The 17387-nt window shown below is 67.9% G+C and carries 14 protein-coding genes; 4 read left to right on the forward strand and 10 right to left on the reverse strand.

Annotated elements, in window-relative coordinates; all coding sequences use genetic code 11:
• Window positions 1-125: 125 nt before the first annotated feature.
• Window positions 126-1118, reverse strand: a complete 993-nt coding sequence (locus tag J2T07_RS15445; RefSeq protein ID WP_306850998.1) for a helix-turn-helix domain-containing protein — start codon at window positions 1116-1118, stop codon at window positions 126-128.
• 149 nt (window positions 1119-1267) lie between these two features.
• Between J2T07_RS15445 and J2T07_RS15450 the strand changes: the two genes are divergently transcribed.
• The 3 genes from J2T07_RS15450 to J2T07_RS15460 all read left to right on the forward strand — a co-directional run bounded on the left by J2T07_RS15450 (window position 1268) and on the right by J2T07_RS15460 (window position 4863).
• Entirely contained in the window at window positions 1268-1981 is a 714-nt protein-coding gene (locus tag J2T07_RS15450) for a response regulator (protein ID WP_306850999.1), read from the forward strand.
• Window positions 1978-3342: an ATP-binding protein gene (locus J2T07_RS15455; RefSeq protein ID WP_430539368.1), complete on the forward strand. Its 1365-nt coding sequence runs from the start codon at window positions 1978-1980 to the stop codon at window positions 3340-3342. The genes J2T07_RS15450 and J2T07_RS15455 overlap by 4 nt, the downstream gene beginning before the upstream one ends.
• Window positions 3343-3420: 78 nt before the next feature.
• Window positions 3421-4863 (forward strand): M20/M25/M40 family metallo-hydrolase, encoded by a 1443-nt coding sequence (locus J2T07_RS15460; protein WP_306851000.1) that lies wholly within the window; start codon window positions 3421-3423, stop codon window positions 4861-4863.
• Window positions 4864-4967: 104 nt separating this feature from the next.
• Here the strand turns inward: J2T07_RS15460 and J2T07_RS15465 are convergent, their stop codons facing one another.
• The 3 genes from J2T07_RS15465 to J2T07_RS15475 all read right to left on the reverse strand — a co-directional run bounded on the left by J2T07_RS15465 (window position 4968) and on the right by J2T07_RS15475 (window position 9794).
• Entirely contained in the window at window positions 4968-8069 is a 3102-nt protein-coding gene (locus J2T07_RS15465) for an efflux RND transporter permease subunit (protein ID WP_306851001.1), read from the reverse strand.
• A 10-nt stretch (window positions 8070-8079) separates the two neighbouring features.
• On the reverse strand, window positions 8080-9213 hold the full coding sequence (locus tag J2T07_RS15470; RefSeq protein WP_306851002.1) for an efflux RND transporter periplasmic adaptor subunit: 1134 nt from the start codon (window positions 9211-9213) through the stop codon (window positions 8080-8082).
• A gap of 119 nt (window positions 9214-9332) precedes the next feature.
• On the reverse strand, window positions 9333-9794 hold the full coding sequence (locus J2T07_RS15475) for a MarR family winged helix-turn-helix transcriptional regulator (protein ID WP_306851257.1): 462 nt from the start codon (window positions 9792-9794) through the stop codon (window positions 9333-9335).
• A 79-nt stretch (window positions 9795-9873) separates the two neighbouring features.
• Here J2T07_RS15475 and J2T07_RS15480 point away from each other — a divergent pair, with 79 nt between their 5' ends.
• On the forward strand, window positions 9874-10380 hold the full coding sequence (locus tag J2T07_RS15480) for an O-acetyl-ADP-ribose deacetylase (RefSeq protein ID WP_306851003.1): 507 nt from the start codon (window positions 9874-9876) through the stop codon (window positions 10378-10380).
• Between the two features lie 3 nt (window positions 10381-10383).
• On the opposite strand, the gene J2T07_RS15485 is transcribed toward J2T07_RS15480, so the two are convergent.
• From J2T07_RS15485 to J2T07_RS15510, 6 genes are read right to left on the reverse strand one after another with little or no spacing between them, the layout of a single operon-like run.
• Window positions 10384-12078: a BatD family protein gene (locus J2T07_RS15485; protein ID WP_306851004.1), complete on the reverse strand. Its 1695-nt coding sequence runs from the start codon at window positions 12076-12078 to the stop codon at window positions 10384-10386.
• Window positions 12075-13979 carry a VWA domain-containing protein gene (locus J2T07_RS15490; protein WP_306851005.1) on the reverse strand — a complete coding sequence of 635 codons (1905 nt, stop codon included), beginning with the start codon at window positions 13977-13979 and terminating at the stop codon, window positions 12075-12077. The genes J2T07_RS15485 and J2T07_RS15490 overlap by 4 nt, the downstream gene beginning before the upstream one ends.
• Window positions 13976-14959 (reverse strand): VWA domain-containing protein, encoded by a 984-nt coding sequence (locus tag J2T07_RS15495; protein WP_306851259.1) that lies wholly within the window; start codon window positions 14957-14959, stop codon window positions 13976-13978. The genes J2T07_RS15490 and J2T07_RS15495 overlap by 4 nt, the downstream gene beginning before the upstream one ends.
• Complete coding sequence (locus J2T07_RS15500) at window positions 14952-15461, reverse strand: DUF4381 domain-containing protein (RefSeq protein WP_306851006.1); 510 nt, start codon at window positions 15459-15461, stop codon at window positions 14952-14954. Before J2T07_RS15500 ends, J2T07_RS15495 begins: the two co-directional genes overlap by 8 nt.
• Entirely contained in the window at window positions 15461-16381 is a 921-nt protein-coding gene (locus tag J2T07_RS15505) for a DUF58 domain-containing protein (RefSeq protein ID WP_306851007.1), read from the reverse strand. The genes J2T07_RS15500 and J2T07_RS15505 overlap by 1 nt, the downstream gene beginning before the upstream one ends.
• The gene (locus J2T07_RS15510; RefSeq protein WP_306851008.1) at window positions 16378-17370 is read right to left on the reverse strand and encodes an AAA family ATPase; all 993 of its coding nucleotides are present in this window, start codon (window positions 17368-17370) and stop codon (window positions 16378-16380) included. Before J2T07_RS15510 ends, J2T07_RS15505 begins: the two co-directional genes overlap by 4 nt.
• Between the last annotated feature and the right edge of the window lie 17 nt (window positions 17371-17387).

Below are 17387 nucleotides of genomic sequence, written 5' to 3' on the forward strand. Positions count from 1 at the left end.
CGGGGCGCCGTCTCCACCCGGTCCGTGACGCGTGAAAGACGTGGTGAAAAGTGGCGGTGAAGCCACAACCTCAATTTAGTGTTAAGAAGCCGTCCGCATATGGCGGAAACTGCCTCGTAACTTGATCATTCGTTGGACGTATGGACGTCCATGTACGAAACGACAGGGCGCGTTCCCGATATCGCCGTCTGCCGGTAGGCGCGGGGAGACATGCCGAAACGATCGCGAAAGCAACGACTGAAGTGGGTCATGTCACCGAATCCCCAGGCATGGGCGACCTGGGCGATGCTGCGATGGCGAAGGCTGGGATCGGCCAGCTCGCGCTGGCAACGCGCAAGGCGTTCCATGCGTACCCAACGCATCAGGGTCATGTCGTCGTCGGAAAACAACTCGAACAGGTGGCTGGGCGACAAGCCCACGCCCTTGGCGATCATTTCCACGCACAAAGCGGGGTCGGACAAATGCTCGCGGGCGAACAGGCGCACCTGCCGCTTGTGGTACTGACGTAGCCGCGAGGGCGCGGCGGCGGCCACGTCCATGGATTCGAGAGCGGCGGCGAGCATGTGCGGTATGGCATCGGCAAGCCGGTCGGCGACGGCTTCGGTGAGTCCCGATGGGTGCGCGAACATCTCCTGGTACAACACGCGCAGGTAGCCCACCGAACTGAGGTGCCCATGCAGGCCCACCGCCGAGACCTCGTCCAGGCGAGGCACGGCATCGCGTAGCACGGCCAGCGGGAGATGCACCGTCTGTACCGTGCAACGGCCGATCTCGAGCCGGAACGGCCGGGACAGGTCGATCAGGCAAAAATCGCCCGGCTCGATCTCGCTCCGCCGGTCGTGCTGCTCCACCCGGGCGTGTCCGTTGAGCTGGAGGGTGAGCAGCACCGCCTGGCGATGCTCGCGGGGCAATGCTTCGTCGGTGAGTACATGAGGCGCGTGCCGGAACACCCCCAGTCGCAACCGCTCCCCGGCATAGCCGTCGACCAATGTGCTCGCGGCGATGGCATGCCGGGCCGCCCCTTCCCCGAAACCCTGCCAGAACCGCCGTGCGTGGGCACGATTCGCCCCGGCATCGGACGCCACCGGGGGGTAGGACACGCACTGGCTGGAAAACAAGGCACAACTCCGGGATATACGGTACGGCCCGTTCAAGCTACCGAGCCGGCGTCACCGCCGGTTGTCCTCGTGTGTCAGCTTCGTGTCGGCTTTTTTGCCGGGCCGACACACGGCGCTTAGACTGATCTGGTATCTAGCCACGGATGCCCATGGACCTGAAGTCGTTCATCCTCGTCGTCGACGACGATCCCGAACTGCGCGACCTGATCACGAGCTTCCTCGGTGGTCATGGATACCGCGTGCAGGCGGCCGAGAACGCTGCCCAGATGAGCGCGGCGATCGAACGCGAACGGCCCGACCTCGTCGTGCTGGACGTGATGATGCCCGGCGAGGATGGACTGAGCGCGGCACGCCGGCTGGCGGCGGGCAATGGCCCACCGGTGATCATCCTGAGCGCCCTGGGCAGCGACACCGACCGGATCATCGGCCTGGAGGTGGGCGCGGACGATTACCTGGCCAAGCCCTGCAATCCGCGCGAACTGCTGGCCCGCGTGCGGGCCGTGCTGCGCCGTTCCGGCAGCGTGGAGCCGGTCAAGTCCGAGGATGCCCGGCCCTACGGCTTCGCCGGCTGGCGCCTGGACGTGACGCGGCGCGACCTGCGCGACCCCACGGGCATCTTCATCAATCTTTCCGACGGCGAATTCTCGTTGTTGCGTGCCTTCGTGGAGCACCCCCAGCGCATCCTGAGCCGCGACCAGTTACTCGACCTGGTCCATGGCGGCCGGGCTGAAGTGTACGACCGCGCCATCGACACGCAGATCAGCCGCCTCCGCCGCAAGCTCAACGACCGCGCGCAGGAAGAGATGATCCGCACCATCCGCAACGAGGGCTATATGCTGCTGCCGAGGGTCTCACGCCTGTGATCGCGCTTTCGCGCCTGTCGATCTTCGCCCGCAGCTTCCTGATGACGGTCTGCGCCCTGCTGCTCTCTATCGCGATCGGGCTCGCCGTGCTGGTCGTGCGCCCTCCGACGCCTCCGCCGATGGCCAGCCTGTTCGACGTGGTCGCCACGCTGCAGCCGGAGATGCCGCCCTTCGCCATGCACCCGTTCGACGGCGAGGGCCCGCCACGCGATGAAGTGGCACCGCCGGGTGACATCGACCTGGACATCGCCACCCAGGCCGAGCCGCCCTCCGCTCCCGCGAAATTCGATGCCAACCTCTCGTCTCGCCTGACGTCACGCTTGTCGGACCTGCTGCTTCAACCAACCGACAAGCTGCGCGTGTACGCCATCGCCAGTGCGATCGATCGCCGGCCGGGACCCACGCACGCCATGCTGGGCGCGGGATCCGTGATCGGACTGCGCCAGGACGATGGCCAATGGCGCGTGGTTTCCGTGCCGCGCGAAGCATTCCCCAACATGTTGCAGCAGGAGTTGCTGTGGCTGTTCGGTCTGGGTGCCCTGGCGCTGCTGCCGGTGGCCTGGCTGTTCGCCCGTGCCCTGGCCGCGCCGATCGACCGCTTCGCGGAAGCCGCGCAAAGGCTCGGCGCCGACACCCACGCCCCGCCGGTACCCCGGGAAGGGCCACCCGAGATGCGCAAGGCGGTGGACGCGTTCAACGCGATGCAGGCCCGGGTGAACCGGCTGCTGCACGAGCGCACGCACATGATCGCCGCCATCGCCCATGACCTGCGCACGCCGCTCACCCGCCTGTCGTTCCGCCTCGATGGCCTGCCAAGCCCGCTGGGCGACAAGGTCGACGCCGATATCCAGGAGATGAAGGCGATGATTTCCGCCGCGCTGGACTTCATCCGCGACCGTTCGCTGGGCGTGCAACGGCAGCCCCTGGATTTCCGCCTGCTGGTGGAAAGCGTGGCGGACGACCTGGTGGACGTTGGTCACGAGGTGGGCGTGCAGCCCGGTTCCGCGATCACCTTGCAAGGCGACCCGGTCGCCCTGCGGCGGGCCGTCGTGAACCTGGTGGAGAACGGCCTCAAGTACGGCCAGCGGGTCCGCCTTCGCCTGCGCACCAGCGGCGACGATTGCGTGCTGGAGGTGGATGACGACGGGCCCGGCATTCCCGAAGCGATGCAGCAACACGTGTTCACGCCGTTCTTTCGCCTGGAGGCATCGCGCAATCGCGACACCGGAGGTATCGGACTGGGGCTGGCCACCGTGCGCGCCATCGTGCTCGATCATGGCGGCACCGTGACGTTGCGCAATCGCAAGGAAGGCGGACTGCGCGCGGTGGTGACGCTGCCGGGCGTGGCGTCCGCCGCCTGACCATGCATGACTTCCTACCTAGGCCGGAACACCCCGTCGCGGGGCCATAATCGACCTTTCCGTCCCCGGGGGTCACTCATGCGTCACACGTTCCGCCTCCACGCGCTCGCCGCGTGCTTCGTGCTCGCCTTCTCCGCCCATGCCGCCGACAAGGCCACCACGATTTCCGGGCAGGCTGTCGCCGCCGCGACCGCCCTGCGCGACCGCGCCATGAACGACAACACAGGCTACGAGTTCGTCTCCGGCCTGACCACGGAAGTGGGCGCGCGCGTGGCTGGCAGCGCCGCCGATGCCCGCGCCGTGGCCTGGACGGTGGCCAAGTTCAAGGCGATGGGCTTCGACAAGGTATACACCGAGAAAGTCAGCTATCCGTTGTGGCAGCGCCGTAGCGAGCACGCCGAAATCGTCGCCCCCTTCCCGCAGCCGCTGCTGCTCACCGCGCTGGGTTATTCGGCCGGCACGCCACAAGGCGGCCTTACCGCGGAAGTCGTCGGCTTCGACGACCTGGACGCTTTCAAGAAGGCCGACCCCGCGACGGTCAAGGGCAAGATCGTCTACGTCTCGACGCACATGCAGCAGCAGAAGGACGGCCACGACTACCGCATGGGCTCGGCCACGCGCACAGGCGGACCGGTGCTGGCGGCGAAAATGGGTGCCGCCGCCTTCCTGTTGCGTTCGGCCGGTACCGATCCGCACAGCCGCACCCCGCACACGGGCGTCACCGGATTCCAGGATCCCAAGGAAGCGATCCCGGCGGCCGCCTTGTCGCTACCCGACGCGGACCAGCTCGAGCGCGTGCTCAAGGAAGGCAAGCCGGTCACCCTGAAGCTCGACCTCGACGTCGGCTTCGCGGGCACGTATGAAGGCGCCAACGTCATCGCCGAAGTGACCGGCCGCAAGCATCCGGATCAGGTCGTCGCGATCGGCGGCCACCTCGATTCCTGGGATCTCGGCACCGGCGCCATCGACGATGGCGCGGGCGTGGCGATCGCCGCCGCCGCCGCGAAACTGATCAAGGACATGCCGCAGCGCCCGGATCGCACGATCCGCGTGATCGCCTTCGCCAATGAGGAAATGGGCTTGTGGGGCGGTCGCGCCTACGCCGAGGCGCATGCGAAGGAAGTCTCGAAGTTCCAGCTCGGCACCGAGTCCGACTTCGGTGCGGGCCGCATCTGGCGCATGACCGCCAGCGTCAAGCCGGAAGCGCGCGGCGCCATCGAGCAGATCGCCAAGGTGATCGAGCCGATCGGCGTGGCCTACGACGCGAGCAAGCCCGGCGGCGGCGGTTCCGACCTGTCGCAGATGCACGCCAAGGGCATGGCCGCGCTGTCGCTCACGCAGGATGGCACGGACTACTTCGACTATCACCACAACGCCAACGACACCCTCGACAAGATCGATCCGAAGGCACTGGCACAGAACGTGGCGGTGTATGCGGCGTTCGCATACATGGCGGCGCAAGCGAACGGTGATTTCGGCTCGGCCCCGGGCGCCTTCGCGAAGGACGGCGCACACGACTGATCCGGGATCTGTGGGAGCCGCTTCAGCGGCGATGGGTGCTTGCCTCACCCTGGCCCGCTGCCGCGGGATCGCCGCTGAAGCGGCTCCCACCGGGAAACAGCTTCTCAGTGCGCCGGGCGGGTTTCCAGTTTCTTCGCCGGGGCAAGGCGGTCCTGCAGGCGATTCATGTAGAGGTAGATCACCGGCGTGAGGTAGAGCGTCAGGATCTGCGACACCACCAGACCGCCCACCACCGCCAGGCCCAGCGGGCGTCGGGTTTCCGCGCCCGCGCCGATGCCGAGCGCGATCGGCAGCGTACCGGCGAAGGCCGCCATCGTGGTCATCATGATCGGCCGGAAACGCACGCGGCAGGCCTCGTAGATCGCGTCGAACGGCGTGGCGCCGCCCTCGCGCTGACGCTCCAGGGCGAAGTCGATCATCATGATCGCGTTCTTCTTCACGATGCCCACCAGCATGATGATGCCGACGAAGGCGAACAGGTCGAGCGAGGCGTTGAAGATCACCAGCGTCAGCAGCGCACCGACCGCCGCGGCAGGCAGGCCCGACAGGATGGTGAGAGGGTGGATGAAACTCTCGTAGAGGATGCCGAGCACGAGGTAGATCACGAACACGGCCAGCAGCAGGAGCAGGCCCATGCCCTTGACCGAATCCTGGAACGCCTGCGCCGTGCCCTGCACGCTGCCGCTCAGGGTCGGCGGCAGTTTCATCTCCGCGGTCGCACGATCGATGCTCGCCACCGCGTCGCTGAGCGACACGCCCGGTGCGAGGTTGAACGACACCGTGACAGCCGGCAGCTGCCCCTGGTGGTTCACCGTCAGCACCTGCGGCTTGCGCTCGAAGCGCGCCACGGTGTTGAGCGGTATGAGCCTGCCGCTATCCGAGGTGACGTAGAGCCTCGACAGCACGGCCGGGTCGTCCTGCATGCTCCGCTCGACCTGCAGGATCACCCAGTATTGCGTGGCGGCCCCGTAGATCGTGGATATCTGGTTCTCGCCGAACGCGGTGCCCAGCGCCGTCTGCACCTGGTCCATCGTGAGGCCCAGCGGCGCGAGCTTGTCGCGATTGACCGTCACCACCATCGACGGGCTGTTGAGATCGAGGTCGGTGGTGACATCCTGGAAGCCGGGCAGTTTCTGGAACGCCGAGACGAGCGTGCCCGACCAGGCGTACAGCGCATGCAGGTCGGTCGACTGCACCGTGTACTGGTATTGCGCCTTGGACTGGCGGCCGCCGATCTGGATCGCCGGGGGATTCTGGATATAGGTACGGATGCCGGGCACCTCGGCGAACTTGTGCCGGAGCTGCTGGATGATCTCGTCCGGCGTCGTCCCGTCGCGATCGCTCGCATCCTTCAGGCGCAGGAGCATCGATCCCGAATTCACCGTGGAACGAGGGCCGCCCGCACCGACGCTGGACATGACCGCCTCGATATTCGGGTCCGCCATCGCGATGCCGGCAAGCGTCTTCTGGCGCGCGGACATGGCGGCAAAGGATATGTCGGTCGGGCCTTCGGTGGTGACGCGCAGCTGCCCGCTGTCCCCCGCGGGGATGAAATCCTTGGGGGTGATCACGAAAAGCAGCGCGGTCGCGGCCAGACTGAGGGCGAACACGCCCACCACCGTGCGCGGGTGGCTCATGCACCAGGCCAGCGAGCGCGTGTAACCGGTGGTCACGGCCGAGAACCCGCGGTCGAACCAGACCACGATGAAGCTGCGTTTCGCATGGTCGTGCGCCTTGACGAAGCGGCTGCACAGCATGGGCGTGAGGGTGATGGAGACGAAACCGGAGATCAGGATCGACACGCTGATCACCACGGCGAATTCGTGGAACAGGCGGCCCACGATCCCGCCCATGAACATCACCGGAATGAACACCGCAACCAGCGACAGCGTCATCGAGAAGATCGTGAAGCCGATCTCGTTGGCACCCTTCACGGCGGCATCGAAAGGCGCTTCGCCCTGCTCGATATGACGCATGATGTTCTCGAGCATCACGATCGCGTCGTCCACCACGAAACCGACCGCGAGCGTGAGCGCCAGCAAGGAAAGATTGTCGAGGCTGTAGCCGAGCGCGAACATCGCGCCGAACGTGCCGAGCACCGAGATAGGCAGCGCCACGGCCGGAATCAGCGTGGCGGAGGCATTGCCCAGGAACAAGTAGATCACCAGCACCACGAGGATACCCGCGAGCACCAGGGTGAACTGCACGTCGTGCACCGAGTCGCGGATGGACTCGGAGCGGTCGTACATGACGCTCAATTTCACCGATGGCGGCAAGGTATCGGCAAAGCCGGGCAGCAGGGCCAGGATCTTGTCCACCGTCGCGACCGTGTTCGCACCGGGCTGCCGCTGGATCGCCAGGGTGATCGAACGGTTGCCGTTGTACCAGCTGGCCTTCTGGTCGTCCTGCACGCTGTCGCGCGGCACCGCGATATCCGAAAGGCGTACGGGTGCACCGTTGCGATAGGCGACCACCACCTGGCCGTAGTCGGCGGCACGCATCAATTGGCCATCCGAACGGATCGACAGCAACTGGCGCTTGCCGTTGAGCGAACCCGTGGCCTTGTTGACGTTGGCCGCGGCGATCGCCGCCCGCATCTGGTCGATGCCGATGCCGGTGGCGGCGAGCCGGTCGGGATCCACCGCGATACGCACGGCGTATTTCTGCGATCCGTACACATTGACCTGGGCCACGCCGTCGACCATCGACAGGCGCTGGGCCAGCTCCGTCTCGGCGTAGTCGTCCACCGTGGACAGCGGCAACGTGGACGATTGCATGGTGAGGAAAAGGATCGGCGCGTCGGCCGGATTCACCTTGCGATACGTCGGCGGGGTGGGCATGTCCTGCGGCAGCTGGCGCTGCGCGGCGGAAATGGCCGCCTGCACATCCTGCGCCGCGCCGTCGATGCTTCGATCGAGCGCGAAGGTGACCGTGATCGTGGTCGAGCCCAGCGAGCTGGACGAGGTCATCGAATCGATGCCGGCGACGGTGGACAGTTGTGCTTCGAGCGGTGTCGCCACGGACGAGGCCATCGTCTCGGGCGAGGCGCCCGGAAGGCTCGCGCTGATGTTGATCGTCGGGAAGTCGACGTTGGGCAATTCATTGACCGGCAGCCTGGGATAGGCCGCGATACCGAAGATGACCAGCGCCGCCATCAGCAAGGTGGTCATCACGGGCCGGCGGATGCAGAGTTCCGGCAGGTTCATGGCATCGCCCTCAGCCCTTGTCGACGCGCACGCGGGCGCCGTCGACGAGCAGCATCTGGCCTTCGGTGACGACGCGCTCGCCCGCCTGCAGGCCCTTGTCGACGACGACGCGATCCGCACTGGTCGCGCCGGTGACGATCGTGCGTTGCTCCACCGTGTCGTCCGGCTTCACCACGAAGACGAAGGTGCCCGCCGTCGAACTCTGCAACGCCACCACGGGGATGCTTATCACATCGGTCAGGCGCGTGGTCGGTAGCATCACCTCGGCGAACTGACCGGACGTGAGCCGTCCGTCCGCGTTCGCGAAACGGCCCTTCAGGACGATCGTGCCCGTGGTGGCGTCCACCGCGTTGTCGATGAATTCCAGATCGCCCGTCAGCGGTTCGCCGTCGTCGCCGGGAATTTTCGCGTGCACGGGCAGCGGTCCGCGACGCAGGCTGTTGCGCACGGCGGCGAGGCTGTCCTCGGGAATGGCGAAGGCGACGCGGATGGGGTCGACCTGGTTAAGCACCACGATATCGGTAGTGTCGGCGCTCAGCGTGGCACCGGGATAAGCGAGCGGCGCGCCGGTCACGCCATCGAACGGTGCGACGATGGTGGTGAATTCCAGTTGGGTCCGCGCAGCGCGGGCCGCGGCACGGTCGCTTTCCAGCGCGGCGCGGGCCACGCCGAGGTTTGCCTTGTACAGGTCGTAGTCGGCGCGGCTGACGAAACCCTTGCCGAGCATGTTCTGGTAACGCTCCAGGTCCGCCTCGGCTTTCACCAGCTGCGCCTGGTCACGGGCGACATTGCCCTGGGCCTCATCGTAGGCGGCCTTCAAAGGCCGCTGGTCCACGCGAGCGAGCAGGTCGCCCTTCTTCACGTGGGTGCCCGGTGTGAACGCCAGCGATTCCAGCTGCCCGTTGACCCGGGAGCGCACGTTCACCGTCGAATAGGCTTCGGCGCGGCCGATCACCTTCAGGGACAGGTCGATTTCGCCCCGCGTGGCCACTGCCGTGGCGACCGGGACCCCGGCGGGAGCGGCCGTCCCTGCCTTGGGCACGTCCTTGCTCCCCGCGTCGTGACGCCAGAGACCGACGCCAAGGGCCACGACAGCCACGAGGCCGACGACGAGGAGGAGTTTCTTCCCTGGGGATCGCTGCATCTGGGCTCCGGCCGAACCCCTGGGGGCCCGGTCGCCGCGCTGGGGAACGCGGTCGTTGGTTTTAGGACGGATATCCGTAAAAGCTAACGCACATGGTTGCCGGCCGGTTGACCTGGGGCTCAGCTTTCTTCGACCGGCCCATCGAGCCCCTGCAGGTTTTCCTTCATGCGGTCCATGACCGCCAGCATCGTCTGCAGGTCGGCGGTGGAAATCCCCTGGGTGGCGTCGCGGCGCAGGCCGCGGGCGATATCTTCCATGTCGTCTATGACACCGCGTGCCTGCTCGGTGTCGTGCAGCCGCCATGCCCGGCGATCCTTGGGATCGGCCCGGCGCTCGACGAAGCCCGCTGCCTGGAGGCGGTCGATGACCCGGCCCACCGCGATCGGTTCCATGTCCAGTTGTTCGGCCAGCTCGTTCTGGCGCATGCCGGGGCGGCGATGCAGGGCCTTGAGGGCGCGCCACTGGGCGCGGGTCAGGCCGAAGCGCACCGCCCGCCGATCGAAGTGCTTGCGGAAGAGCAAGGTCACGTCGTTGATGAGGTAGGCGAACGAGATGTCTTCAACTTTGAGCTGGTCGGCCATAACCTTCGGCTGCATTAATAGAACTGACAGGTAGTCATCGTAGCTAAATGCTGGCGAGCCGTCACAAGGAGAAAATTCCATGGCTTTCGAGGTGATCCAGGCGGATATCACCACCCTGGCGGTGGACGCCATCGTGAACGCGGCGAACGAGTCCCTGCTGGGCGGTGGCGGGGTGGACGGCGCCATCCATCGAGCCGCCGGACCGGCCTTGCTGGCCGCTTGCCGGGCCATTCCCGAGGTCCACCCCGGCGTCCGCTGCCCGACCGGAGAAGCCAGGATCACGCCCGGTTTCGACCTGCCCTCGCGCTTCGTGGTCCATACGGTCGGGCCGGTTTGGCGCGGTGGCGGGCGCGGAGAGGCGGACCTGCTGGCGGCGTGCTATGCGAATTGCCTCAAGCTCGCCCGCGGGCACGGGATGGAATCGATCGCCTTTCCGGCCATCAGCGCGGGGATCTACGGCTATCCCGCGAGCGCTGCCGCCAGCGTGGCCGTCGAAGCCTTGCGCGCCGCCGGATGGGTTCCGGAGCGGGTGATCTTCTGCACCTACGGCGACGCGATGACCCGGGCATACGCGGCGCTGCTGTAATTCCTAGCGAGGATAGAGCGGCGGGAGGCCATCGCCGCCGTTCACGGGGGGATGCTCCAGCCAGTCGAAGCCCTTCGCGAAGGCGTCGCGTAACTGGCTGGCCGGACGCCCTCCCCCGGCGAAGCGCGCGCGCTGCAGTGCGGCGATCGCGTCCCGCTGCACGCCCTCGCGCAGCGCCGCCGATAGCTCGCCCGGCGTGCGGATGGCGGGCCGCACGGAGCGGGCCCATTGCAGCAGGGCCCGCTCCGTGGCGGCGAGGTCGTCGCCCGCCGCGACCTTGAGAAAATACTCGTGCGCGGGGCGTTCACGGGTTATGGCCGGAACGACGGGACCGGCGGTCGACGGCGCACTCCGCCGCCGGCGGCCGAACACGATCCATGCGGCGAGCGTCAGCAGCCACAACACCAGCGCGGCGATGAAGAGCCAGCGCCAGGGCATGCCGGCGCCGGCAAGCGGCGATGGCGCCACGCCGGTCGTCGACGCAGGCGCCGGCGCCGCCGCACGACCCGCCTGGGACGGGGCCGTCGTCACGGGCGCTGCCGCGCCGGAACCCGCGCCGACGACGATATCCTGCGCGGGCACGACCGCCACCTCGGCCTTGTCGGTGACGACGTTCCACCAGTGCAGCGTGGTCTCCGGAATATGCAGGGTACCGACACGCGTCGGCACCACCGCGAAGCTTTGCTGGCGCCGTCCGGTGACCCACGAACCGGCGCTGCCACCGCCGGTCACGGCCTTGTCGGGATAAACGTCCGCGCCGTCCAGCTTCGGCAGGGAGAGCGCGGGCAAGGCCTCGAAGGGAATGCCCGTGGCCTCCAGGTGCATGTTCAGCGTGATCGGCTGGCCCACGCGTGCCTTGCCATCGGGGGGCATGCCGTCGAGCGACAACTTGAGTTCGCGCGCCGGAATCCATGCGCCACCGGCCGCCGAGGCTGGCCGGGCACGTACGTCGACGCGGGCGCGTTGCGCCACGGCGTTGACGGGTTCCCCGGCACCGAAGAAGGAGTTCACGTCCGTCGGGTCCACGGCCGTGCCCTGGAACGCCGGCGGCTGGATTTCCAGCGTGCCCGCGTGTTGGGGAAAGATCGCATAGTGCCGCTCGACGACGTTGAATCGCCGGCCGCCACGCGTGGTCTGGTAGTTCGCGTCCTGGCCGATGCGGCGCACTTCGGCACCCTCGGCGGACGGGTCACCCAACTGGCCGTCCGCGAGGTTCACGGCGAAGTAAAGGCGCAACGTGTAGTCGACCTGCTGTCCGACATACGCCTGCGATGGCTCGACGTTTCCTTCCAGCACGACGGGACGATCCGCCGGGGCATTGCCGGCGTCGTTGGACGCGGACACGTCGAGCGGCAAGGGCTGGGTACGCTGCCCCGCGATCGCGAGCGAAGGTACGGTGAGATGGCCTTCGCGACGGGGACGCAGGGCGACGCCGAGGATCGTATGCGATTCCCGTCGACCGTTGACGATGCTCAACGAGTGGTTGGTGGATGTGCCCAGTACGACGAAATCCGGTGTCAACGGCGAGAGATCCGGTGCGCCGGATGTCTCGTCACCGATCTCGATGTTCAACGTCACGGTCTCGCCGAGGCCGACCTTGTCACGGTCGAGCGAGGCCACCGGCGCCGCGGCCTGCGCCCAGGCCAGCAGCGGCACGCAAGCCAGCAAGAGGCACAACAGGTACCGACGCGATCTCATTCTTCCGGCTCCGCGCCATGGCGCCGTTGATACTCGAGCATGAACTTCCTCCGTAACAAGCCGCCGGGATCGTCCGGCACGCGCATCAGCGCGCGTTGCACGTCGGGCGGCAATTTGGACGACGCATCCTTGTCCGATACCGCGCCAAGGTCGTGAGCCTGCTCGCCGTCCTTACCGTCCTTTGTGTCGCGCTGGCCGGCCAACGCGGCATCCATCTTCTGCTTGAGCGCTTCCTGGGCCTGCTTCGCCTGCGCCTGCTCGGCTTGCGACTTCGTCGCGGCATCGCCCTGGGGCGCCTGCGCCTTGCCGTTGTCCTTGCCGCGATCGCCGCCCTCGCCTTCGCCGGCCTTGTCTTTCGCGCCTTGCTGGTCGCCACCTTCCTTGCCGTCGGCTCCGGATTGCTGGCCGCTCTCGCCGTTGCGACCTTCCTTGCCGTCATCCTGGCCTTGCTGCGGGTCCTTGTCGCCGGACTGGCCTTGCGGGTTCTTGTCCTGTTGTCCCTTGCCGCTCTTCTTGTCCTGGTTGTGCTGCTGGTCCTGTTGCTGCCGCTTCAGGAAATCGGCCACCGCCTGGCGGTTGGCGGCGGCGTCCGCGTTACCCGGATTCGCCTTCAGCGCGCGGTCGTACGCGGCGAGCGCATCCTGGTACCGCTGCTGCTTCGCCAGCGCGTTGCCGAGGTTGTATTGCGAGTCGCTGTCGGCACCATGCACGAGCGCCGCTTCGGCGGCCGCGTAGTCGCCCGCGCGATAGGCCGCGGCCCCACGCAACCCCGGATTCCGCGCCAGCGCCTGCGCTCGTTTCGCATCGCCCTGGGCCAGGGCCTGCGCGGCTTGCTGGTCGCGCGTACGGAATACGTCGACAACGCCATCGGCACGCGCGGGCGAGAGCGGCAACATGGCCAAGGCAAGCACCAGCAACCATCCGCGACGGAACGCCAGTGCCACGATCGGCAACAAGGGCAGCAACAGCCACGGTCCGCGATCCTGCCATTGGCCGGAGGCGGCCCCTTCGACCGCCTTGCCATCGCCATCGCCCTGCAGCATGCCGGCGAGCGAGGTCACGTCGGAGGCATCGTCGGCCACGGGCAGGTAACGTCCGCCACCGGCCTCGGCGACGGCGGCCAGCGAGGCATCGTCGCGCGGGGCCATCACGATGGCGCCACGCTCGTCCTTCAGGAATCCCCCATCGGCGGCGGCGATGGGGCCACCGCGCGTGCTGCCGATACCCAGCACCGACACCCTGTCGCCCGACGCGCGCGCCCGACGTGCGGCCGCGATCGCCTCGGCATCGGCGCGATCGGTCACCAGCACGATGGAGCCGCCACGCAAGTCGGCATGCCGGATCAGGTCGGCCGCCTGATCGATGGCCTTACCTGGATGGTCGCCTTCCACGGGCATGGTGTCGGGCGCCAGCGCGGTGAGCAAGTCATCCACGCTGTGCGCGTCCGTCGTGAGGGGCGCCACCGTGAAGGGTTCGCCCGTATAGGCGATCAGGGCGTTCATGCCATCGCGGTTGGCGGCATAGAGTTCACGTACCTTGTAACGAGCGCGGCTCAACCGGTCGGGCACCACGTCGCGCGATGACATGTGCGGCGACATCGAGACGACGACCACCTGCGCCGCGCGCTCGGCAAACAAGGGTTGCGTCTGCCTGTCCCACGCCGGTCCCGCCAGTGCGAGGATGGCGAGCAAGGCGGCGGCGACGAACGCGACGACCGGTGCGCGCGACGCCGACGGCGTGCCATCCAGCAGGTAAGGCAGTAGCGCGGGATCGGCAAGACGGGCCAACACGCGCTCCTCGCCGGAACGCCGCCCGACGAACCATGCGATGACGGGAACGAGCACCAGCAACCACAACCAGCGCGGTTCGATGAAGTGGAAATCCGCAAGCCACCGGCTCATGCGGCCACCCTCCTACCCGACACGTAACGCGGCAGGGCCGCGAGCGCGAAGAACGCCAGCGCGGCGAGCAGTGGCCAGCGGAACAGTTCGTCATGCGGTCGCAGCGACGCGCCCTGCTGCGGCACGGGCTCCAGTGCGTCGATGGCGCGATAGGCGTCGGCCAATTCGTCGGTATCGGTAGCCCGGAAGAAACGGCCGCCGGTCTGGTTGGCGATGTCGGTGAGCATGCCGACATCCAGGTCGGCGGAAGGATTCACCACGCGGCTGCCGAAGAAATCCGGTACGCGCATGGCGTTCGCGCCGATGCCGATGGTGTAGACGCGAACGCCCGCCGCCTTCGCCGCACGAGCCGCCTCGCGTGGCGCGATGGAGCCGGCGTTGTTGACGCCGTCGGTGAGCAGCACGACCACACGCGCCTGCTCGGGCATGTCGGCAAGCCGTTTTACCGCCACCGCCAGTGCGTCGCCGATGGCGGTCTCGCGCCCAGGCAAACCCACCACTGCACCATGCAGCTGCGCACGCACGGCGTCGAGGTCGTAGGTAAGCGGCGTGACGAGATAGGCCTGCGAGCCGAACAGGATCAGGCCAAGCTCGTCGCCCGCGCGGCGGTCGATGAAGTCGCCCGCGATCGCTTCCACGGCGGCGAAGCGCGTCACCATCCGGCCGGCCAACTGCATGTCGTCGAGCGACATGCTTCCGGAAAGGTCGACCGCGAGCATGGTGGCGCGGCCGCTGCGCCGCTGCGGCTCCGGTGGGCCCAGGTGCTGCGGGCGGGCGGCGGCGGTCACCAGGCAGAGCCACGCGAGCGCGAGCAACAACGTTGCGGAGAAAGGCGCCTTCGTCAACGAGGCCTGCACGAGCACGAGCCCCGGCTGTGGCAGGTTCAATGCCTGCGCCGGCTTCACCGGATGCAACACGCGGCGCAGCAACCACGGCAATGGCAGGGCGAGGAACATCCACGGCCACGCGAACTCAGGCAGCGACATGATCACGCCTCCCGCGCCGCCCGTGCACGGCGGTTCGGCGGCGCATGGCCGCACGCACCCACGCTTCCACGTCGTGCGCCGTGGCTGCGACGTCGAGATCCACGTCACGCCGGTACTTCGCGGTGTCCAGTGCGACGAGGGTGCCGACGTCGTGTTTCGGCGCCATGGCGGCCAGGGCGTCATGCCACGGTTGTCCGGACTTCGTCACGCTGCTTGCGTCACGGCTTCGGGCGACGCGACGAACGAGGTCGCTTGCCGCCGCCGCGAAAGCTGGCTTGTCGCCATCCGTCACATACCTCGCCACGGCCTCACGCAGGTCCGACAACGATGCGTCGACATGGCGCCGCCATGCCGCACGCCGGCGCAGGAACACGACCAGAACCGCGACGAACGCGACAAGCGACGCCAGCAATACCCACCAGCCGGGCGCCAGCGGCCACCACATCGACACCTGCGGTACGTGGATGTCGCGCAATTCGGGTCCGTTGCCCGGCATCACCGCCCCCTCGCCGTTCCGAGCAGGGCAACGATCGCGTCGAGCGGGTCGGCCGTCGTATCGAGCGTGCGCTGGCGCAGGCCCAGCCCCGTGCAGAGGTCCGTCAAGCGGCGGTTACCCTCGCCCATGCTGCGCGCGAAGTCGGCGCGTTGGCGGTCGCCATGCAGGACCACGTCGTAATGCGTGCCCCGATGGGCGAACGGGTAGCGGCCCGCGGGGGGCTCGCCCAGTTCGAGTGGATCGGCCACGGCCAACACCGCGACCTCGGCCTTCGCGACGAGGCCGAGCATCCGGCCTCGTGCCGCGTCGTCCACCGCGAAACCATCGCTGATCAGCAGCACGCGCGACGCACCGTGCATCAACCTGCCCGCTCGCTGGAGCGCGGCGGAAAGGGTCTCGTCGCCACCGGGCGGCAAACCGTCCCAGGTGGCGATGGCGCCAGCCACCGCGAGCGCCCCTCGCGCACCGCCCTGGGGACGGAGCAATTGGCGCTGGGCACCGAAGGCGAGCACCCCGACGCGATCCGAGCCGCGCACCGCGTACCACGCGGCCATCGCCGCCGCGCGCGCCGCCTGCACGGACTTGAAGCGCGCGCGCGTTCCGAAACGCATGCTCGCGTTCGTGTCCAGCAGGATCAGCAGGCGCCCTTCGCGTTCCTCCTGGAAGAGCTTCGTGTGGGCGACACCACTGCGCGCCGTCAGTCGCCAATCCATGCGGCGCACATCGTCGCCGGCTTGATAGACGCGGGACTCGGCGTAGTCCATGCCACGCCCGTGCAGCCGCGATGGCTTCTGGCCACTGCGCTGCGCGCGCGAAACCACCGGCGGCGCGGGTGCGCGGGCGACGCGCGAGCGCAGGGCGATCAGTTCCGGGAGCGACACACGGACGCGCCCATCGGCGATGGGAGCGGTGGCGTTCACGGCAACGGGACGAGGTCCAGCAAGCGGTCGATCACGGCGTCGATGCGCACGCCCTCGGCTTCGGCTTCGTAGCTTGGCAGCACGCGATGGCGAAGCACCTCGTGCGCGATGGCGTGGATGTCGTCCGGCACCACGTAGTCGCGGCCAGCGAGCCACGCCCGCGCGCGGGCGCAGCGGTCGAGTGCGATCGTCGCACGCGGGCTGGCGCCCCAGGCGATCCAGCGGACCAGTTCGGCACCGTATTTGCCGGCCTCGCGCGAGGCGACCACGAGCTGGGTGATGTACAGCTCCAGCGGTTCGGCCATGTGCACGTCCAGCACCGCATCGCGCGCGGCGAACACATCGGCGGGACGCAGCACGTGCGACGGCGGCGGCACCGGATGCAGCGCCTGCCTTGCCTGCTCGCGGGCCAGGCGGAGGATGGCCAGCTCGGCGTCGGCATCCGGGTAGCCGATCGTCACGTGCATGAGGAAGCGGTCGAGCTGGGCTTCCGGCAAGGCGAAGGTGCCCTCCTGCTCGATCGGGTTCTGCGTGGCCATGACCATGAACAGGTCGGGCAACGGCCAGGTGCGCCGGCCGATGGTGATCTGTCGCTCGGCCATGGCCTCGAGCAGGGCGGACTGCACCTTGGCCGGCGCGCGGTTGATCTCGTCGGCGAGCACGATGTTGTGGAACAGCGGCCCCCGCTCGAACTCGAAGCCACCGGTCTGCGGCCGGAAGATGTCCGTGCCGGTCAGGTCGGCGGGGAGCAGGTCAGGGGTGAACTGGATGCGGTGGAAATCGGCCTCGACACGCGTCGCCAGGGCCTTGATCGCGGTGGTCTTGGCCAGGCCGGGCGCGCCTTCCACCAGCAGGTGTCCGTCGGCCAGCAAGGCGATCAGCAGGCATTCGACCAGGTGCGGCTGGCCGATGATGCCGCGCGACAGCTCCTCGCGCAGGCGGACGAAGGCCTCCTGGAGCGGCGTGGCGGCGGTCGGCGTATCGGACATCGAAAGAAATCCCGGGA

It is taken from the genome of Luteibacter jiangsuensis (genome assembly GCF_030812295.1).
In the GTDB taxonomy this organism is placed as follows: Bacteria; Pseudomonadota; Gammaproteobacteria; order Xanthomonadales; family Rhodanobacteraceae; genus Luteibacter; species Luteibacter jiangsuensis_A.

Bases quoted from the DNA above. Each gene is read 5' to 3' on its own strand.
- J2T07_RS15480 (WP_306851003.1), top strand. From the start codon at position 9,874: ATGGCTTTCGAGGTGATCCAGGCGGATATCACCACCCTGGCGGTGGAC.
- J2T07_RS15470 (WP_306851002.1), bottom strand. From the start codon at position 9,213: ATGCAGCGATCCCCAGGGAAGAAACTCCTCCTCGTCGTCGGCCTCGTG.
- J2T07_RS15460 (WP_306851000.1), top strand. From the start codon at position 3,421: ATGCGTCACACGTTCCGCCTCCACGCGCTCGCCGCGTGCTTCGTGCTC.
- J2T07_RS15510 (WP_306851008.1), bottom strand. From the start codon at position 17,370: ATGTCCGATACGCCGACCGCCGCCACGCCGCTCCAGGAGGCCTTCGTC.
- J2T07_RS15500 (WP_306851006.1), bottom strand. From the start codon at position 15,461: ATGCCGGGCAACGGACCCGAATTGCGCGACATCCACGTACCGCAGGTG.
- J2T07_RS15490 (WP_306851005.1), bottom strand. From the start codon at position 13,979: ATGAGCCGGTGGCTTGCGGATTTCCACTTCATCGAACCGCGCTGGTTG.
- J2T07_RS15450 (WP_306850999.1), top strand. From the start codon at position 1,268: ATGGACCTGAAGTCGTTCATCCTCGTCGTCGACGACGATCCCGAACTG.
- J2T07_RS15485 (WP_306851004.1), bottom strand. From the start codon at position 12,078: ATGAGATCGCGTCGGTACCTGTTGTGCCTCTTGCTGGCTTGCGTGCCG.
- J2T07_RS15465 (WP_306851001.1), bottom strand. From the start codon at position 8,069: ATGAACCTGCCGGAACTCTGCATCCGCCGGCCCGTGATGACCACCTTG.
- J2T07_RS15475 (WP_306851257.1), bottom strand. From the start codon at position 9,794: ATGGCCGACCAGCTCAAAGTTGAAGACATCTCGTTCGCCTACCTCATC.